General features: G+C 44.1%; 14 protein-coding genes and 5 pseudogenes. 6 read left to right on the top strand and 13 right to left on the bottom strand.

Annotation, left to right across the window (positions count from 1 at the left end; genetic code table 11):
• Window positions 1-231: 231 nt before the first annotated feature.
• A complete protein-coding gene (locus ACTHO6_RS18425) occupies window positions 232-1,002 on the top strand; it encodes a hypothetical protein (RefSeq protein ID WP_440243149.1) in 771 nt (256 codons plus the stop codon).
• A gap of 136 nt (window positions 1,003-1,138) precedes the next feature.
• On the opposite strand, the gene ACTHO6_RS18420 is transcribed toward ACTHO6_RS18425, so the two are convergent.
• From ACTHO6_RS18420 to ACTHO6_RS18390, 7 genes and pseudogenes are all read right to left on the bottom strand, one after another.
• A complete protein-coding gene (locus ACTHO6_RS18420; protein ID WP_170163418.1) occupies window positions 1,139-1,300 on the bottom strand; it encodes a hypothetical protein in 162 nt (53 codons plus the stop codon).
• An 80-nt stretch (window positions 1,301-1,380) separates the two neighbouring features.
• On the bottom strand, window positions 1,381-2,610 hold the full coding sequence (gene ccsA, locus ACTHO6_RS18415) for a cytochrome c biogenesis protein CcsA (protein WP_440243148.1): 1,230 nt from the start codon (window positions 2,608-2,610) through the stop codon (window positions 1,381-1,383).
• A gap of 24 nt (window positions 2,611-2,634) precedes the next feature.
• Window positions 2,635-2,940 carry a cytochrome c biogenesis protein ResB gene (locus ACTHO6_RS18410; RefSeq protein ID WP_440243147.1) on the bottom strand — a complete coding sequence of 102 codons (306 nt, stop codon included), beginning with the start codon at window positions 2,938-2,940 and terminating at the stop codon, window positions 2,635-2,637.
• 47 nt (window positions 2,941-2,987) lie between these two features.
• Window positions 2,988-4,133: pseudogene (gene resB, locus ACTHO6_RS18405) on the bottom strand (cytochrome c biogenesis protein ResB).
• A gap of 144 nt (window positions 4,134-4,277) precedes the next feature.
• Window positions 4,278-4,802 (bottom strand): thiol-disulfide oxidoreductase ResA, encoded by a 525-nt coding sequence (resA, locus tag ACTHO6_RS18400; protein ID WP_122904524.1) that lies wholly within the window; start codon window positions 4,800-4,802, stop codon window positions 4,278-4,280.
• A 6-nt stretch (window positions 4,803-4,808) separates the two neighbouring features.
• A complete protein-coding gene (locus ACTHO6_RS18395; protein ID WP_122904525.1) occupies window positions 4,809-5,879 on the bottom strand; it encodes a F510_1955 family glycosylhydrolase in 1,071 nt (356 codons plus the stop codon).
• A gap of 250 nt (window positions 5,880-6,129) precedes the next feature.
• The gene (locus ACTHO6_RS18390; protein ID WP_440243146.1) at window positions 6,130-7,185 is read right to left on the bottom strand and encodes a cell wall-binding repeat-containing protein; all 1,056 of its coding nucleotides are present in this window, start codon (window positions 7,183-7,185) and stop codon (window positions 6,130-6,132) included.
• Between the two features lie 271 nt (window positions 7,186-7,456).
• Between ACTHO6_RS18390 and ACTHO6_RS18385 the strand changes: the two genes are divergently transcribed.
• Window positions 7,457-9,157: a multicopper oxidase family protein gene (locus ACTHO6_RS18385; RefSeq protein ID WP_440243145.1), complete on the top strand. Its 1,701-nt coding sequence runs from the start codon at window positions 7,457-7,459 to the stop codon at window positions 9,155-9,157.
• Window positions 9,158-9,326: 169 nt separating this feature from the next.
• On the opposite strand, the pseudogene ACTHO6_RS18380 reads toward ACTHO6_RS18385, so the two are convergent.
• Window positions 9,327-9,494, bottom strand: a pseudogene (locus tag ACTHO6_RS18380) (transposase); the annotation flags it as partial.
• Window positions 9,495-9,609: 115 nt separating this feature from the next.
• On the opposite strand from ACTHO6_RS18380, the gene spoIIP reads away from it, so the two are divergent.
• The 3 genes from spoIIP (at window position 9,610) to ACTHO6_RS18365 (ending at window position 12,052) form a co-directional block, all read left to right on the top strand.
• Complete coding sequence (gene spoIIP / locus ACTHO6_RS18375; protein WP_440243144.1) at window positions 9,610-10,731, top strand: stage II sporulation protein P; 1,122 nt, start codon at window positions 9,610-9,612, stop codon at window positions 10,729-10,731.
• A gap of 845 nt (window positions 10,732-11,576) precedes the next feature.
• Window positions 11,577-11,726, top strand: a complete 150-nt coding sequence (locus ACTHO6_RS18370) for a hypothetical protein (RefSeq protein WP_440243143.1) — start codon at window positions 11,577-11,579, stop codon at window positions 11,724-11,726.
• The gene (locus tag ACTHO6_RS18365) at window positions 11,723-12,052 is read left to right on the top strand and encodes a class I SAM-dependent methyltransferase (RefSeq protein ID WP_440243142.1); all 330 of its coding nucleotides are present in this window, start codon (window positions 11,723-11,725) and stop codon (window positions 12,050-12,052) included. The genes ACTHO6_RS18370 and ACTHO6_RS18365 overlap by 4 nt, the downstream gene beginning before the upstream one ends.
• A gap of 480 nt (window positions 12,053-12,532) precedes the next feature.
• Here ACTHO6_RS18365 and ACTHO6_RS18360 read toward each other — a convergent pair whose 3' ends face one another.
• Complete coding sequence (locus tag ACTHO6_RS18360; protein WP_440243141.1) at window positions 12,533-13,795, bottom strand: hypothetical protein; 1,263 nt, start codon at window positions 13,793-13,795, stop codon at window positions 12,533-12,535.
• Window positions 13,796-14,321: 526 nt separating this feature from the next.
• On the opposite strand from ACTHO6_RS18360, the pseudogene ACTHO6_RS18355 reads away from it, so the two are divergent.
• Window positions 14,322-14,570: pseudogene (locus tag ACTHO6_RS18355) on the top strand (hypothetical protein); the annotation flags it as partial.
• 280 nt (window positions 14,571-14,850) lie between these two features.
• On the opposite strand, the pseudogene ACTHO6_RS18350 reads toward ACTHO6_RS18355, so the two are convergent.
• From ACTHO6_RS18350 to ACTHO6_RS18335, 4 genes and pseudogenes are all read right to left on the bottom strand, one after another.
• Window positions 14,851-15,270 (bottom strand): annotated as a pseudogene (locus ACTHO6_RS18350) (ISL3 family transposase).
• Window positions 15,271-15,753: 483 nt separating this feature from the next.
• A complete protein-coding gene (locus ACTHO6_RS18345; protein WP_440243140.1) occupies window positions 15,754-16,284 on the bottom strand; it encodes a DUF2269 domain-containing protein in 531 nt (176 codons plus the stop codon).
• Window positions 16,281-16,502 (bottom strand): hypothetical protein, encoded by a 222-nt coding sequence (locus ACTHO6_RS18340; protein WP_440243139.1) that lies wholly within the window; start codon window positions 16,500-16,502, stop codon window positions 16,281-16,283. The genes ACTHO6_RS18345 and ACTHO6_RS18340 overlap by 4 nt, the downstream gene beginning before the upstream one ends.
• 129 nt (window positions 16,503-16,631) lie before the next feature.
• Window positions 16,632-16,760: pseudogene (locus ACTHO6_RS18335) on the bottom strand (ATP-binding protein); the annotation flags it as partial.
• Window positions 16,761-16,943: the final 183 nt, after the last annotated feature.

Raw genomic sequence — 16,943 nt, 5'->3', positions numbered from 1 at the left:
CGATCAGATACAACAATTCATCCAAGCAGCAACATCTCCATTTTTACTTTTACTTTTCCCATCCCTCCATGTTTTATCCACTCTTGCTCCCCCTAACCGGGAATGAAACACCAGAATACGACCATGCTAAATGCGAACAAGAAAGTGAAGTATGGAGGTTGAGTCCAATGAATAAATTCACAAGTATTGTCATCTATGCTTATGCGCTTGCCCTAGGCGCATGTACCCCCAATGCCGCCCAACCGCAACAACCGGCACAAGACCACGCCCAGCATAATCAACCAGCAACAGGGGGTAACGAGACGACCAACAGTTCACAAGTACAGGCGGTCTGAGTTTAGCAACCAATCACTTCAAAGCAATCAGAAAGAAGAAATATCCATTCAGATACAAGACAACACGGGAAAACCAATCGAAAAATTTGAGATTAACCATGAAAAAGAGATGCATTTGATTGTGGTCAGTAAAGACCTATCCACATTTCAACATCTTCATCCCGAGAACAGAGGGAAAGGATTGTTCACCGTTACGATGACTTTCCCTACGGGTGGCGATTACAAGCTGATCGCAGACTTTATTCCGAGCGGCGGAGAACCTAAAACGAAGAGCCAGTGGATTACCGTATCCGGTCAAGCTCCCTCCCCTCGTCCACTTCAGCCGGAAATGAATCTGACCAAAATCGTAGAGGGAAAAGAAGTTACGTTATCCTTTGACAAATTGCAGTCCGGACAAGAAGCGACGATGACATTCTCTTTTAGAGACGCAGCCAGCAAGCAGCCAATCACCAATCTGCAACCGTATTTGGGAGCTATCGGTCATGTGGTCATCATCAGTTCCGATGTGGAGAAGTACATCCATAATCATCCGTTGGAAGAAAACACAACGGGACCTGAAGCCAAATTTGGAACTTTGTTTCCCAACTCCGGCGTCTATAAGATCTGGGGACAGTTTCAACAAAACAACAAAGTATTCGTCGTACCATTTGTAGTGGAGGTACCCTAGAAATATCCCATATCACTGACACTCTGCTGAGTCCGTGTTCTGAGGTGCCGGTCCTTGGTTATTAAAAGTGCTTCCAAAAACAAATATGGTAGATAAAATGAAGACTCCCCGGGTCCTTACCCGAGGAGTCCTTTTCTCATTTCTTGGAGGTATCATTGTTGTTCATGTTGGAGTGATCCATATTTTGCATGTTGGAATGGTCCATATTCTGCATATCCCCGTTTTGCTTATCAGATGCTGAACACGCGCTTACCACTAGCGAAAGGATGAGAAGCGATGCAAAAACAACCTTTTTCATGCAGTAATCCCCCTCGGAAAGTAATCTTGGGGATAATCATACCCAAAGATTGTGTAGAGAATATGAAGAACTGGTTTCCACTACATACCCGCATAGGAGTGTAGGCCAGCAATGACAAGATTGACAACCACCAAGGTGATTAGGATGATGACGAAACCAATGACTGACATCCACGCTGATTTGGCTCCGATCCAGCCACGGGACAGTCGCAAGTGAAGGTAGGCACTGTAAAACAACCATACTATCAAAGCCCATACTTCTTTGGGGTCCCATCCCCAAAAACGGCCCCACGCTTCCTCTGCCCATATCATCGCGAAAATGAGAGCACCGAGCGTGAACACCGGGTAACCGATGCTGATAGCACGGTAACTGATCTCATCCAGTAATTCTGGATCAATACCTGCAAGCGAAGGCTGCATCACCGATCCCAAGCGTCTACGGAAGAACAACCGAAGCCCTCCGTAGAGCACTATGCCCGACAGGATAGACCAGACCATCGTGTTCAGTTTCCTCGCTGCGTCTTTCCCATCCATCCAAGCGGGGGCCTCGAACCATGGCGACAACGGACCTGGTTTGACAATCTTGGAGTTAGCCGGGGCCACAATAGCTGGAAGCGTATATTCCACGGTCACATTCGTCAGTTGCCCCATATTGTCCATTTCTTGCTTGGGCATTTCAAACACTGTTTTTTGATCCAGACGGACAAATGTTGAATCCATGATAATAAACCCAACCAACATCAATACGACAGCCAGCACGATCTCCAGCCATCGTGTCCCTTTGGTCGCCGTATCCTGGGGCACGGTTCGGATCAGATACATCAAACCTGCAGCAAACCCGACAGCCAGAATCCCTTCTCCTAGAGCAGCCGTGGTTACATGAATTTGCAGCCAGTAACTTTGCAGCGCCGGAATAAGTGGCGTCACTTCCTTCGGAAACACGTATGCATACCCCAGCATAATGACGCCGAGTGGAAGCACGAATGCACCAATGACTGTCAATTTATAAATCCGATAAATGATAAGGTATGCGAGGATTATACAAAAGTCTAGAAACGCCATAAATTCAAACATATTACTGGTAGGGCTGTGTCCCCCTGCAATCCACCGGCTAACAATATATCCCCCCTGTGCGAGAAAACCGACGACAGCTATCCAGTATGCCAGCCTGCCAATGCGCTGTTCATGTTCTTTTGGATCTCTTCCTTTCCAGTTCTTTCCTGTCAATACAAAGGCGAAACAAGCCGATGAGATCACATAGAGTGCGAAGGCGATATCCAATAGCCATTCACTTACTTGGACGAGCATCAACTCCATCTCCCTTCTTTAGTTACCCTACATCTTTGTTTTGTCCTCTAATGAAATCGACAGCTTCATCTCTTCCATGAAAGCCTGAACTTCCCGGCGCATTCCGAACCAGTTTTTGTTGGTGTGGCCTGCCAGGTACAGGTGCCCGTCCCCGAGTTGGATCCAGATGCGGCGGTGCTGCCAGAAAAAGCCCATGACCACCCCTACCATGAAAATGAACGCGCCGAAATATATCAGCGGTACAGCCCTGTCTTTACGTACCATGATACCGGAAATATCTACGAAATCAGGCATTTCGATTTCCAAACCAAAACGGCCATTCTTGTCCTTCAAAATGACCTGTCCACTAAGGTACGCCATTTTCTCCCTTATATTTTCTTTTACGGATTGGACCTCGATCGCAAACATGGGATTTTTGGGCAGGTTGCTCTTTGTAGCGGCTTACCGTTATTGTCTAGATAAAAGTTCGGAAAATAGTCCAAAACACGTACTTTTACCCCATCGGTCACCAATTGCTCAGGTTTAGGCTCATACAAGTCCAACTTGATTGTGCCAAGCTTTTTGTTTCCCGCCTCCTTATCGATCAAACTGAAATTAAGTGCGCCCAGTTCCATCTCCTGCACGCCAGATTGGTACAAAGAGATGTCGTCATACTTCATAGGGTGGTTGACTACAATCGGTCCTCTCTGTATTTCTACAAGATCAGGGTTGGCCCCAGGAAGCTCGGTGTTCTTGTTGAGGTAAAGTACCGCGTCTGTTTGGTAATTCTTTGGAATTGTGCCGCCTTTCAAATCTAACTTTTCCGCCATTTCTTCCTCCTTCCAATACTCCGTCTTGTAACCAAGGTTTTTTATGTAATAGGGCGTGTCCGGCAATGCCACCGTTTCTCCTTCTCTGACCCAGACATACGTGTCCAGGTAAAATCCGGGAATGTTGCGCATCAATACCCCGATGAGAAAAATAATCAACCCGATGTGATTAACGTAAGGGCCCCAACGACTGAAGCGTCCTTTCTCTGCAAGGATCGCTTCACCACTCTGAAATATTCGATAACCCTTTTTCTTGAGCAATTTCTCGGAACGTTCCAGTAACGCTCTAGAGTCTGCCGTGCCGTCAAAATTTGTCTCACCGAAAAGTTTCTGCCCTTTTAAGAAAGAAAGATGCTGGTTAACACGAGGTTTGTTCAAAGCCTTGTATAGCGGAATGACCCGGTCCAGACTACAGATGATCAAAGAGGTCCCCAGCATAACCAATAACGTGACAAACCATCAGGAAGAATAGAGGTTATGCAAGCCAAGCCGGTAAAAAAGTTGTCCCCATATCCCATACGTTTCACTGTAAAATCGGGCAACATCCGCTTCTGTAGGCACCGGAACGGGAATGTACATCTGCTGAGGGAAGATTGTCCCGATGGCAGAAGCAACCAGGATGACGAGGATGATATAGATGGCTACTTTGACAGATGAAAAGAAGTTCCACACCAGGTTAATCGGTGTGGAAGCAAATGTTTGAGATCGCCGCGCCATGCCTTCATAACGTATATCTGGAAATTGTGGCTGTTGAATCGACTGATTCGTGTCCAAAAGCTTTCCGCACGATTCGCACAAAAGCGTTCCAAACGGATTGGCATGTCCGCATTCACATTTACGTTGATCCATAGTGTTCCTCACTTACGGTAAGATTTTGGCCACGTTTTCCGCAATAATGGATTCCGTCATTTGCCCGACAAAGATTTCCTGTACTTCTCCGTCCGGATCGATAAAAAAAGTGGTTGGTATGGGCCCGATACGGTACAGTTTGGTTATATTGGACTGACGATCCATTAGAATCGGGAAGTTTACATCAACCTGTTTCACGAATTGCTCTACTGTAATGGCTGATTCTCCAATATTAACACCCAAAACCACCAGTCCTTTATCCTTAGAGGCTTCATATTGCTTTTGCAGGGCAGGCATTTCAGCTTTGCAAGGCTCACACCAGGTCCCCCAAAAATTAAGAACCACACCTTTTCCTCTAAGGTCAGAAAGGGTTACAGGTGTTCCGTTCAATTGCTCCAGGCTAAAGTTGGGAGCGTCTCGTCCCACTTTTATGACATTTGGGTCTTTAACAAAGCTTGAATATACTGCAAAAACCAGCGCCACAAGCAATATGCCGAGAATGGCAATTCGGACGGACGTTCGGTTTTTCGTGTTCATCGCCGCTTATTTTCCTTCCTCGTTCCCTTCAGAAATGCTCTTCCCTTGATCAGCGATTTTTTTCCATTTCAAACCTTGGTCGTTTGAGATATAGACGTCGTTTTTGAAAGTCGCAAATGACATTTGGTCTTCATCTGAAGGATTCTGGGCAAAATAGGCAACTGCGTCTTCGGTCAGAGCAGGAATTAGCAGGTTTTCTGCCTTCTTACTCGTCATATCCATTTTTTGCAGATACGCCTTGTTCTGGTAACCGCCGATGAACAACTCGCCGTGATTATTAAAAAATAATGCTGTAGCTTGTCCAGCCGAAACCAATTTTTCAAAAGTGTTGCCATAATCCTTGGAAAGGTAGACAGCGCTAGGTGTGCCAATAGCTATTACTGATGCTTCCGTAGGATGCACAGCCATGGCAGTCGGTTCCTCACCGAAGCCGTTCATTTGACTTTTTGTCCATGTAACGCCTTCGTCTATGGAATAGTAAAGACCCGGAGTGTTCATTTTAGAATTAGGCTGGGGGTTCATCACGTAAATGACATGAGACGAATAACCAACTGCCATGTTGTGAAAGTCTGTTTCCCCTTCAAGAGCCAGTGTCTGTAATGATTTTCCTTCATCAGTACTTTTAACGATTCCGAATGGATTTTTCATATCAGATCCCACTGCTGGATGACCGCTGCTGTAAAAACCGTTATCAACCGGGGAGAAACCCATATAATCGTGCTTTTCACCTTCTGGTATTTTCCAAATCCCATCTTCATATGCCTTTAATCCATCGTGAGCGGGAATCAAAACCCTTTTGCCATCTGTCGAAAAACCCAATCCGTGTATGTGCTCAAGATAAATCGCCCTATCCGCATTAATGCCGAAGATAGAAAGCACTCCAGTCGTCACCACCATAAGGACGGCTGCACTCAAGCCCCATTTTAAATAGCGCAGCATTTTGGACAACTGCAGACGTTTTTCCCTGTCTTCCTGTTTCTTCACATTTTTGAGCGTTTGGATTTGTCTTTTCGTAACGATAAACCAAACAAACAGCACAAGAGTTACTAAAGATGTACCTACCAGTGCAAGACCCATGAATGAAACTCCTTTCGCTCTTTCTCTCTTTTTCAGGAAACGATATCAAGAATCTGTATTATTCTAACCGCCACTTGTGAAGAAATTATGATGAAAGTAAGAAAGACTTGTGTCGAATCATTTCCTATAGATTGATGCATATGAATAAGGTATTGCTGGTGCTGAATGATGAATCTTCGCGAAAGTTAAAACGCTTATTCAGTCAGTAAAAAATGCACCTTTAAGAAGGTGCCGGATTATTACGACGTCATCACCCCTGAGGAAAGACAATACTCTCTTCAATTTCTATTTGTGTTGGATATGCAATGGAGTCAAAATTGCCGAACACAAAGCCATGCATGAAGGGAGGTTGTGGTGGCCTTCTGAAAGGAGGTCGCAGGGATAGGAGATAATCTTTTATTTCTTTTGGCAGCCTACCTGATCGGGTTATCAATAACGGTGCATGTTTCCCTAGATGAGAAAAGAGCCCCGATATAATGGCAAGTCGCCAATCTCTTCTGTTTACGAAGGAAAATGCATCCCCTCTTCCCTTCTCATTCCGGTTCCACCCTACACGTGTTTCAGCGTCAAAAAATTGCGAGAATTGGACAGAAATATCAAATGAAGATGTACCTGAAATACGGACCACTTTTCCATCAGTCAAGCGATGCAAAGTCCGCTCAACCTCATGCGAAATGGTTGCTTCAGAACCGACGATGTAAATATTTATCTTCGGACGGGAATAGATAAATTGCTGTACTGGAGTCGGTATCCGATCCTTTTCTGTAAGTAGAACTGGAATCCCCTGATGCATGGCGTAATTTGGTACGAACATACTTTCCTCGAACGTCTCTCCTGATAGGAGGAAGGCGTTTTTTCTTCCCTGTTCTGACGGGGGCGGATATGTCAAACGAAATTGAGAGGCTTCCACCGAAGTAGAATACGGATCTTGATTGCCGATTCGAATGGTGGAAAACCCTATTGTCTGAACCTCACGTTCAAAATACTGACTCACAGGACCAACTAAAAAGATCTGGGCTGGTACGTTCTTCCCCTCTGGAGACAATCGAAGGATTTCGTTTTTTATTTCCTCAGTAAGCCTTTCGGGGACAAGCATCACTGGGGCGTTATTTGGATCATGCACCAGGGAAGCAGAGGTAAAGGCGAAGGGAAAATGCGAGGAAGGTACCATCGTGATTGCATTTGGTTTCCAAGGCACCTTAGCCGTAGGGAATCCGGGATAAGCCATCTGAAAAGCATTTAACATAACGGAGAACACATCTTCTCCCCAAACTCTCGTGGTATCAGTGGTATTTCCGCTGAACATTTCGGTCACCTCCCCCAGCATCATATGTGTTGATACCCACAAAGAGTTCCTCATTTAATGGTATAGCCGTGTCGTCATCCATCCGGATGATTTGTGTGGCTGGCAGTACAGCCAGAACACCCTTCCGCATGACCTGCTGAAAAGTCTCGGATTTATTCTGTAACTTATCAATTGTGGTCCTTTGATAAAACGAATAGCCCGATTACATCTTCATTTTTTCTCCATAATCGTATGATATGCTTTCCCCAGTAGCAGTTGAGGAGGAGTGAATATGCTTAAGAAACGCACGAAGAAGTGGGTTGCACTACCAATCGTTCTGACGGGTGTGCTTGTGCTTTCCGCTTGCACAAATGGTGGCCAAAATATGCAAGGCCATGACATGTCAAATATGGAAAATATGAATTCCATGAAATCAGAAAGTGACCAGCAGCCAAAGCAAATGTCTGCCTCTTCGGATTCACCAATCGAGGTGCTGACTGGAAATACGTTTACGCTTACCGCCAAAGAAAGTATGCTTCATCTCGACGACAACACAATGAAAAATGCTTGGACGTATAACGGAACCGTACCTGGGCCGCAGTTGCGTGTCAAACAAGGTGAAACCATCAAGGTTGTCTTAAAGAACGAGCTACCAGAACCGGTTACCATTCACTGGCACGGGTTGCCTGTTCCGAACAATATGGATGGAATTCCGGGAGTAACGCAAAATGCGGTAAAACCAGGGGAGAGCTTTACGTATCAGTTTAAAGTAGAAGTACCCGGTACCTACTGGTACCATTCACATCAGAAGAGTGTCGACCAAGTGGACAAAGGGCTTTATGGATCAATTGTAGTGGAGCCTAAGAATCCCGAACCAGTTGACAAAGACTTCACCCTTGTTTTGGATGAATGGATGAAGGACGACAGCATGGCTGACATGCACGGCGGTGGTGGTGCAGGAATGGATAAGAATGGTGGTAACTCCAGTAACTCAAGTATGGATATGAGCAGCATGAACCACGGAAGTAGCACCAACAGCTCCAGCATGGACATGAGCAATATGAACCACGGAAGCAGCACAAACAGCTCTGGTATGGACATGAGAAATATGAGCGATGCCGAAATGATGCCGCTGATGTACACCATCTTCTCTGTAAACGGGAAGACAGGGTCGGCTATCCAACCCTTGAAAGTAAAAGAGGGAGAAAAAGTAAGGATCCGTCTAATCAACGCAGGTTACCTCTCCCATAAACTGCATTTGCCGGGACATGACTTTAAAATCGTCTCGACGGATGGACAGCCGATTAACAACCCGCCCAAGATAAATGGACAATTACTCAACATCGCCCCCGGCGAGCGATATGATATCGAATTTGTCGCAAATAATCCGGGCAAATGGCTATTGGACGAACACAGCTCCAATCCTGGAGCAAAATCTTTGGCCGTTCCCATCGTCTATGAAGGATATGAAAATGTTTCTCCGAAAACAGATTCGGGCGATATGCCTTTGGTTGATATCACCAAATACGGGGAAGCAGCAAAAAGCAATTTCTCTCTGGAAGACAAGTATGACATCCAATATACAATGGACTTGGGTACGGATATGAGTAACGGCAAGATGGCTTTTACGATCAATGGTAAGACTTTCCCGAATACTGATCCCCTAAACGTGAAAGAAGGCGACCTGGTAAAAGTAAAGTTGGTAAACAAGTCTCCAAAAGACATTCACCCGATGCATTTGCATGGCCACTTCTTCCAGGTATTGAGTAAGAATGGTAAACCTGTTTCGGGATCTCCACTGGTGAAGGACACACTGAACATCTTGCCAGGTGAAGAATACGTCGTTGCTTTCAAGGCTGACAATCCGGGGAACTGGATGTTCCACTGCCATGATTTGGGCCACGCTTCCCAAGGGATGGTAACGGAAGTGAAGTACGATGGATTTAAGCCTGACTTTACTGTTGACCCTACAGCAAACAATATGCCGGAATAACAAGAAAAAGGGCAGAAACAATTGTTCCTGCCCTTTTGTATATGTACGAGGTTTGGACATAACCTATAGGTGTAAAGGTCCCGTTTTTATTAATTTCCCCGGGCTTTGGAGAAGCCGCCAAAATTGTCCATAAATGCACTCCCCGGTTCTTTTTTCGTTTAAACTAAACCTTTACCGATTCGTTTCCCCCTATCCAGTTGCCAAGCACATCTTTGTGGCCTTCCAAGTCAATGCCGATGGCCATGTAGCGGGGTTTTTAAACGATGGCGCCGTCTTAATTAACTATAAAGTGAATGGTATTCAAGTAGACGACCGCGAATACCGTCTGTAACGGTTTTGCCATTCTTTGATCAATTGTCCACGTTCAGTTTCTATTTACTCTTTCAACTTGTGATTCTATTCTTCTCCGACACGACATAAATTTATAGAGACTAGCGAAAAGGAGGAGAATTATGGTTACAATAAAAAAACACTTATACCTTTTATCAATTGCTTTTGGATTCTTTTTTGCTTTTGCTGGTTCTTTTTTCCACGAAAACAATTCTTTCCTGATGATTAGACAAAGTCTTCATAGTTTTCAACGCACACCTACTGTCGAGGCATTAACCACCAAATTATCGCAAGGGCAAGAAATAGCCAAAGCATTTCTGCAGCAAAATCCTAAAATTACCCAGTTGTTATTTGGATTACCAGCTGGAATTAATATATCGGATTTACACACAATTTTGGTTCAAGAATTACCTGGGGCGTCAGCAAAACACATAATAGAAAGCACTATTCTGAAAGATCAAAATATGAACTCTTCCATAACTTTACGTAATGAGAAGCATACAGTACGCAGATATGACAATGATAAGAAACATTCAGAAGGTTTAAAGAGCACCTCCCCCCCACCTCTGTTTCCAAAATCGAATAAAAAAATAGCGTTTGTTTATCATACACACAATCGTGAATCATGGTTGAGCGTTGTAGACCCATCCCCACAAACTGAGTCTGTTGAACACCCGACAAAAAACATTACTCTTATTGGGCGCCACCTTGCGGAGGCACTGAACGATAAGGGGGTAGGCACGATTGTGAACACTGATGATTTTTACCAAAAATTACTCGATCAAGGTAAGTCATACGTGGATTCATACGAGGAATCATTAAGGGCAATTAAGACCACAAAACAGAAGTATAAAGACTTGCGTTTCTTTATTGACTTGCACAGAGACGATAAACCTCGCGAAAAAACAACCATATTGATTAATGGCAAATCATACGCTCGAGTTTTCTTTGTTATTGGTAACTCAAGTAAGCGTAGAAATGAAAATGCACAATTTGCCACAAAATTGCATGAGATTATGGAAAAAAAATATCCTGGTCTTTCCCGTGGTATCGTTGAGAAAAATGAGGCAGGTGGCAACGGAGAATACAATCAATCTGTTTCCCCAGAGAGTGTCCTTCTGGAGATAGGTGGCATTGAAAACACCATTCAAGAAGGTTATAACACTGCAGATGCTCTTGCAGAAGTCTTATTTGATTATTATTTTATTTATCAAAAAAGCGATTCGATTCCTACTGTTTCTTGATTAAGACTTTCCGTTTATAAATGGCTGTGCTTACTTTTCTATCGAACACTTTTCAACTTCTTAACGAACGTGTCAAGTAAAATAAACTTGACCAACCATCTACCAATCGGCAAAATCTCAGGGTCCTCGCTACTGATCTGCAACGTTGAACATAAGCACCGCTCAGGCGAAGAACCGTCTCTTGGTTAGGATAATACGAATCACCCGTTCCCAGCAGCGAATTTGTTAATATCTTAGGGACTGGTGTAAATTTTCCAATACCCTTTAGCCGAGGAAACCATAGAGTGCAATCTACTAGAAATGACGACGAAATCCATCCTAGTAGTAGGCGCACCTCGATAGCTTCTATTCAATCAGTTACCCTTTTGGTACTGATTCGGTAGGCATTTAGGGAGACATCGACTTCTTGCGAGTTGGGTTAAAGAAACTAGTTGAAGGAGATGGATGTGGAAGTCAGCCAGCAGATTGGGGCTGAGCGTTATGAACGCACCGGGAAGCGTAAGAACTATCGAAACGGGTATCATGGTTGTGGGATACAAGAGTGGAACCATTAACTCTCGAAACTACGAAAATCATACTACTTCCTAGTCTTCTGAATCCGCGCAGACGGGTGGAGCATTTTTTGCTCTCTGTGGTCAAGGTGTGCACACTACGTCAGCTGGTTTTCCGACTCGCCACTTTTGTACGTTGTCAAGGGCAGTTAGGACATTGCCCTTGACAAACGACAAGTAAAAAAATTTTTCGGAACAAGGCTAAAAAGGATTACTTTTATCCTCTGGATAAAATCATTAATTAGTTCAACGAGGTATTGACCGCCTCGTACATAACAGGAGGTGTTTTGGTTTATGGAGAAAACGCAATTAATACAAAGGTTCGATAAACAGGCTGTCAAATATTCGAAAAAACGTCTAAAACAAGAGCAAAATAAATGGCGAAAGAAAATTTTCCAGTCAGTTAAAGGAAAAACTCTAGAGGTAGCCGTTGGAGCTGGATGAATTTCGCCTTCTATCCTAAAGACATTGAGTATATAGCTGTAGATTTCAGTCCCAAAATGATTGAACAAGCTGAAGAAGCAGCAAAGAAATATGGGATTAAAGCTGAATTTATTCTAGCTGATGTAGAAAGTCTTAACTTTCCTAATAATTACTTTGATACAATTGTCTCATCGGGTACTTTATGTGGTTATGAAAATCCAGTTCATGTTTTAAAACTTTTTAATCAATGGTGTAAGGAAGAAGGACAGATATTACTTATGGACATGGTTTATTTTCTGTTCCTGCACTCGCTTGGATTCAAAAGAAACTTGATTACTTTGCAGTAAAAGCTATTGGATGCCATCAAAATCGAGATATCTTAGATATAGTCAAGCAATCCAATTTGATAATTAACAAGCATGAACGTGCACTTTTTGGATATCTTAATCTGGGCAACTCCACAAAAATATAATAGTACAATATTTAGCCGCTAGTTCGACAAGATGGTTTAATGATCCAAAAGAACGCATCACCGTTGGGTTCCAATCCGTTAAACACATCGGCTACATACGAAAAGTGAATAAACGTCTAAACGCACTCAAAAAATACATCATCGAGTGATTGTTTCCAAATATAAAGAAGATATATGGTTTGCGTGGACCACTTTGCGTGCACTGAATAAAGTGAAAATGCAGGCAATACTTGTTTTACTTGCATGAATTTGAAAAATTAGCGAACTTGCTATAGCAGCTGGGAAAAGACGGACGCTATTTATTTTTTGCATATAAACACGACAAACTCCCTCTGCTGTTGTGGTATATTTACTTTCATCCCTTTGCTATCTTATGTAATATTTCTTTGTCGTCGCCAAACTTGCACATCGCATCACAATGTTCGCATAGATCCTCAAAAAATAAATAGCGTAATTTCATATCGGTTAGCTCCCTAAAGCTCGGCCGTCTCAACTGTGCCAAAATTTCCTTCTCTCGCTCCTGTGGCGCCACCAGATAACAAACCTGCCTTCTACCGAGTGAAAGGGACAAATCATACATTCGCAGTATGCCGGAGTAAATAGACGTTGTACTCTCAACTTCAAAAACAGCCTCTATCTTATTCGTGTCCTTTTGAAACCAGATGACATCAATGAGCTTTGCCGTATCAATCACTTCTTGGGGATAGGGCAGAGAGGGAAATACGGGCAGGGAATGACTCCCCAGCTTCTCTCCGTTGTATTCTTTTCCGTGATCGTTTGAAGCAATCCAGACATCGTATCCAAGTGCCCTCCCCAGTTTCGACAGTAAGTACTGCTGTTGTTGATGGGCATTTTCCTCTTTCTTCATTATGCTAGCAGAACTTGATCTCTTCTCCTGATATTTTCGAATTTTTTCGTCGTCCAGCTTAATAACAATACCGGAAGAAATCGGCGGCAAGATTTCTCCGGTCCCTACTTCAAAAAGGAGACCGGCAATCATACCTAAATCTTTGGACAGTTCTCGGCTGTACGCCCTATTCACCTGGATGACCATCTCCCGCATAAACAAATAAGATTCCCATGAACCCAGTTTTGCTTTCTGCTGAAACAGCAGGTTAAACCCCTCCACCATTGCAGTATTAAAAGGAAGAAAAATTGTGGGATGCAGAAAATACAAGATATTGGCAACAGCCGGTCCCAATCCTTTAATCCTCCGATTGGCCAGCTTTTCTACTTCATTCAAAAGGGAAGATTCGGTCTGTCCTTGCAAGCAAGCTTCAAGAAAGGCGCCGAAAACACGTTTATTCTCTTCGTTTTCATAAATGTCCGGTATCCTTAGTTTTGGTTTCCAGATAAACGCGTGACTTGCTCCCTGGAACACTTCCTTTTGCTCACAAATTGACTGTAGCACGGATTCCAGAGATGATCCTTTAAAGTCGTTTCCAAATGAACCTGCCTTTATTTCGTCAATAACCTTGATGACGCCTTTTCGTATGGATCGAAAATATTTTAACCGATTGTCGTTGGCAAACCATGTATTGTAAACGGAATTGGCGTCTTTTTTGTAAAGTTCAATCAATTGCAGAAACCAAGGCTCAATCGAATTCAGTTCGATCATTATCGCTCACCCATTTAAAAACGATTTTTTTGGAAAAGTATAGCACAAATACATTCAGAATTGAACGAAAAAACTCAGGGACTCCTTCAAGTTGTTTTTTCCTTAAATACCTCCTGAAAATGCTCCGGGGGGGTGGATTTGTGATAACGGATATTCTCTTACTAATTCGTTTCATCGTACCGGAAATCAATAGTTTCCGATGATTGTCCTTTCTAAGTGGATTTCCCCGAATATCTTGAATCCACAGATTCTTAAACATTGTACTGATGGACATATTTTTGAATTTAAAGCAACCCCGGTCGCTTAATGTGAGTACCGCTAAGTCTTTTAGTTGCCATAGCCGGAACAAACACCAAACCCACCCGTTTGATCGTATGCAGGTGCCTCCTCAGAAATTATTTAACGAATTTGACCAGAACCATTAGACAGCATGGTTCAACAACGGTATTCGTCGAATGGATAATAGTTCATGGCAATGGAATACCCACTCTCCAGGATTGTCAGTAACGCTTCTTCCTGACCATCAATCGTTGAGAATGAGCGTCTCCGAGCGATTAATGGAATCCGGTCAGCGATTGATCCAAATGCACGTTTTGGCAGGAAAAGCGAGACCAACCCCTTTTTTGGCTACAATAAGGGCACAACGCGTTTACCGATGAAGAAATCATTACAGCCATAAAAGAAAGTTACGTGCGGGAACGAAGACGATGGAAAGCAACTCCCGAAGCTATTGGAGCAGACAGAGCAAACCGGAATCGAGATTCAAGAAGTGGTGGGAGTATTTATAGGCATAGTAGGAACCAAAAGCCACAGAAGTATACTTTTTTAGGGTATTCGGAAAATAGTGTGGAAAGAGGGCTAAAAGGAACCCTCTTGCATTGTCTTAGTCGGTGTGGAAATGTCAAAACCATAGACTTTCGCATAGACCTATTCATGAGCAAGTGGTTGAAGATGTAATGGCTGGTCTGGCATCTTCCCGAATGAAGCATTGACATCTTTGAACTTCGTTTTCTTCTTAGTCTTACGATAGCCCTCTGTGAAAAGTATTTTGGCTCTCAGGGCTTCAAATGAGTAACCTCGGCCAATTTATTCGGTACCTTGATTAGATTGTTTAGCGAATCTGTATAAGCGTTTGTGATAGACACATCAAAGTAGTTGAATATCTCTACTTTCCAATTAGTCATGGAATTAATGAGTGGGTCAAAGTAAGGCATTAATTCCTTGGGTATCTCAGTAAGCCAAGATTAATAAAAACTAAAGGCTTCATCCATAGATTCAGTTTTATAGATGTCAAAGAACTTCTCTTTCAACCCGTAACCTTTGCCAAGTAGAGGGAAGTTTTCCGTCCATATCTGAAGCTTTAATTGATCGTCAAAGTCCTTAAGTTCACTTTTGCGTTTAAGAAGTACATTGCGATCCTTTTTAAGTTGTCTGCGTTCTTTTGCGGTAATATTCTCACGGTTCGCTTTCCGTATCTTTGATTGACATCATTCTGTTCCTTTCGAATGCAGCTTTATTGTATCGGGATTGGATAACCTGCTAATCTGAATGGTGTTCTCCTAAATAAAGTGGTTAACTTCAACAAAATGAAGCCGCATTTCTACGTTAAATGCGGCTGTTTTCCAAATAAATAGGTTGTTTACTCACAAAAAACTTTGAAAAAAACTTTTTACCGGCTTAATGTTAATTGATTTTATGTCGGCTGTGCTGATCTCGCCGAGCAAGGGTGGGCACGTAACAATTGGGCACTAGGCACGCTCCCATCAAGCCACATCCCCGCTCGTCGCAGACTCGGCAGGACCGCACATCGTGACAAGCCACCAACCCCAGGCTGGGACAGCGAAAAAACGAGCGAACCCGGTCAGGCGGTCCTCAGCCTCGCATTGATTGCGCTCCTATGCCGTCGTTACAGGACAGAGTTCGCTCGCTCGGTCGAGGCCGAGCAGAAGTCGCTGCATCTACGGCTGCGCCCCCGTACGCTGCTCGTGCTGCTTACGACACCCGTACCGGGTCATGCCCCGTGGCTTGTACACCGAGAGTATCGTGGTCACGACCAACACCAGAAGGCCGCCCCCGGCGTGGAGGAGTTCGCCCCACAGCGCACCCCGCAGCCCGCCGAGATCGGCACTTCCCGTCTCTGCCGCTACACCTGCTAGGAAGCTCACTGTTTGCATGTTCAGCACCAAGACGATGATGGCTAGGATGGTTAGCAGGAGTTTGAAAAGGACCCAATAGTGCCGGAACAAGCCCCACGGGGTGCCAAGTGACATGACAAGTCCGCTTAGCAGCGAGGCGAGGGCCAACGGGACGATGGCGAACCAGCCGGTCAACTCCATCGCGATTAAGGCGGCACGCACCGTCTGAGCATCCTGGCTGGTCAGAGCGGTGACGACGAGAGATAGGAAACCAACGACCGCGCCGAGCCAGCCGACCGAGGAAGTGACATGCGCGGTGAGCGCGAACTTGCGGAGGCCAGGTGTCATGGTCATGGCTGTTTCACTCCTTGTTCTATGCCGCTGGAGGACGGTATGTGGCGACCAGGGCCGTGTTTACCACCGCCGATGAACATCATAATGACGAACAGCAGGACCAGGACGATCGCGATGATCCCAGACACCTTCACCCAGCGTGGTGTGCTGGTGGTCGATCTGCGGTCGGGCATGTGCGTGTCCTCCTCTGTTGCGCGTCGTACTAATAATTTTCTCATTGAGATATTCTCCTCTTTGTTTTCATGATCTCTTAGTGCAAAATCAGTATAGCAATGTTTTATGAACAGAAGATGAACAGAGAATAACTCTTTTTCATGTTTTTTAGATTTGTTCTGAGCTATAGGGAGCATAAAAGTGAAGATTGACCCATTTCCCACTTCACTCTTCACGTGAATGGGGCTTTGATGGAGATCTAATATGTGCTTAACAACGGACAAGCCGAGCCCTGTAGTATACCCCCTATAGTATTGGCCAATGGCTTTTTAAACATTTATTTCCATTTTGACTCTTTACCGTCCAAGCAAGAACCGCCCTTTACGTGTCTTTTCTTGCATGTAAAGCATAAGAAACCTGACGTGAAGCAAAACACATCAGGTTTCCGTTACAATTGTATTAACTTCCTTCAAACACTTGATTTTCCCAATTCACATATCCGTCGA

Origin of the sequence: Brevibacillus sp. SAFN-007a (assembly GCF_051967035.1) — a bacterium.
In the GTDB taxonomy this organism is placed as follows: domain Bacteria; phylum Bacillota; class Bacilli; order Brevibacillales; family Brevibacillaceae; genus Brevibacillus.
Note: the sequence above shows the minus strand (reverse complement) of the source record. Positions and strands in the feature narration are given on the sequence as shown.

Bases quoted from the DNA above. Each gene is read 5' to 3' on its own strand.
- ACTHO6_RS18425 (WP_440243149.1), top strand. From the start codon at position 232: ATGCCGCCCAACCGCAACAACCGGCACAAGACCACGCCCAGCATAATC.
- ACTHO6_RS18420 (WP_170163418.1), bottom strand. From the start codon at position 1,300: ATGAAAAAGGTTGTTTTTGCATCGCTTCTCATCCTTTCGCTAGTGGTA.
- resA (WP_122904524.1), bottom strand. From the start codon at position 4,802: ATGAACACGAAAAACCGAACGTCCGTCCGAATTGCCATTCTCGGCATA.
- ACTHO6_RS18395 (WP_122904525.1), bottom strand. From the start codon at position 5,879: ATGGGTCTTGCACTGGTAGGTACATCTTTAGTAACTCTTGTGCTGTTT.
- ACTHO6_RS18390 (WP_440243146.1), bottom strand. From the start codon at position 7,185: ATGTTCAGCGGAAATACCACTGATACCACGAGAGTTTGGGGAGAAGAT.
- ACTHO6_RS18385 (WP_440243145.1), top strand. From the start codon at position 7,457: ATGCTTAAGAAACGCACGAAGAAGTGGGTTGCACTACCAATCGTTCTG.
- spoIIP (WP_440243144.1), top strand. From the start codon at position 9,610: ATGGTTACAATAAAAAAACACTTATACCTTTTATCAATTGCTTTTGGA.
- ACTHO6_RS18370 (WP_440243143.1), top strand. From the start codon at position 11,577: ATGGAGAAAACGCAATTAATACAAAGGTTCGATAAACAGGCTGTCAAA.
- ACTHO6_RS18365 (WP_440243142.1), top strand. From the start codon at position 11,723: ATGAATTTCGCCTTCTATCCTAAAGACATTGAGTATATAGCTGTAGAT.
- ACTHO6_RS18360 (WP_440243141.1), bottom strand. From the start codon at position 13,795: ATGATCGAACTGAATTCGATTGAGCCTTGGTTTCTGCAATTGATTGAA.
- ACTHO6_RS18345 (WP_440243140.1), bottom strand. From the start codon at position 16,284: ATGACCATGACACCTGGCCTCCGCAAGTTCGCGCTCACCGCGCATGTC.
- ACTHO6_RS18340 (WP_440243139.1), bottom strand. From the start codon at position 16,502: ATGAGAAAATTATTAGTACGACGCGCAACAGAGGAGGACACGCACATG.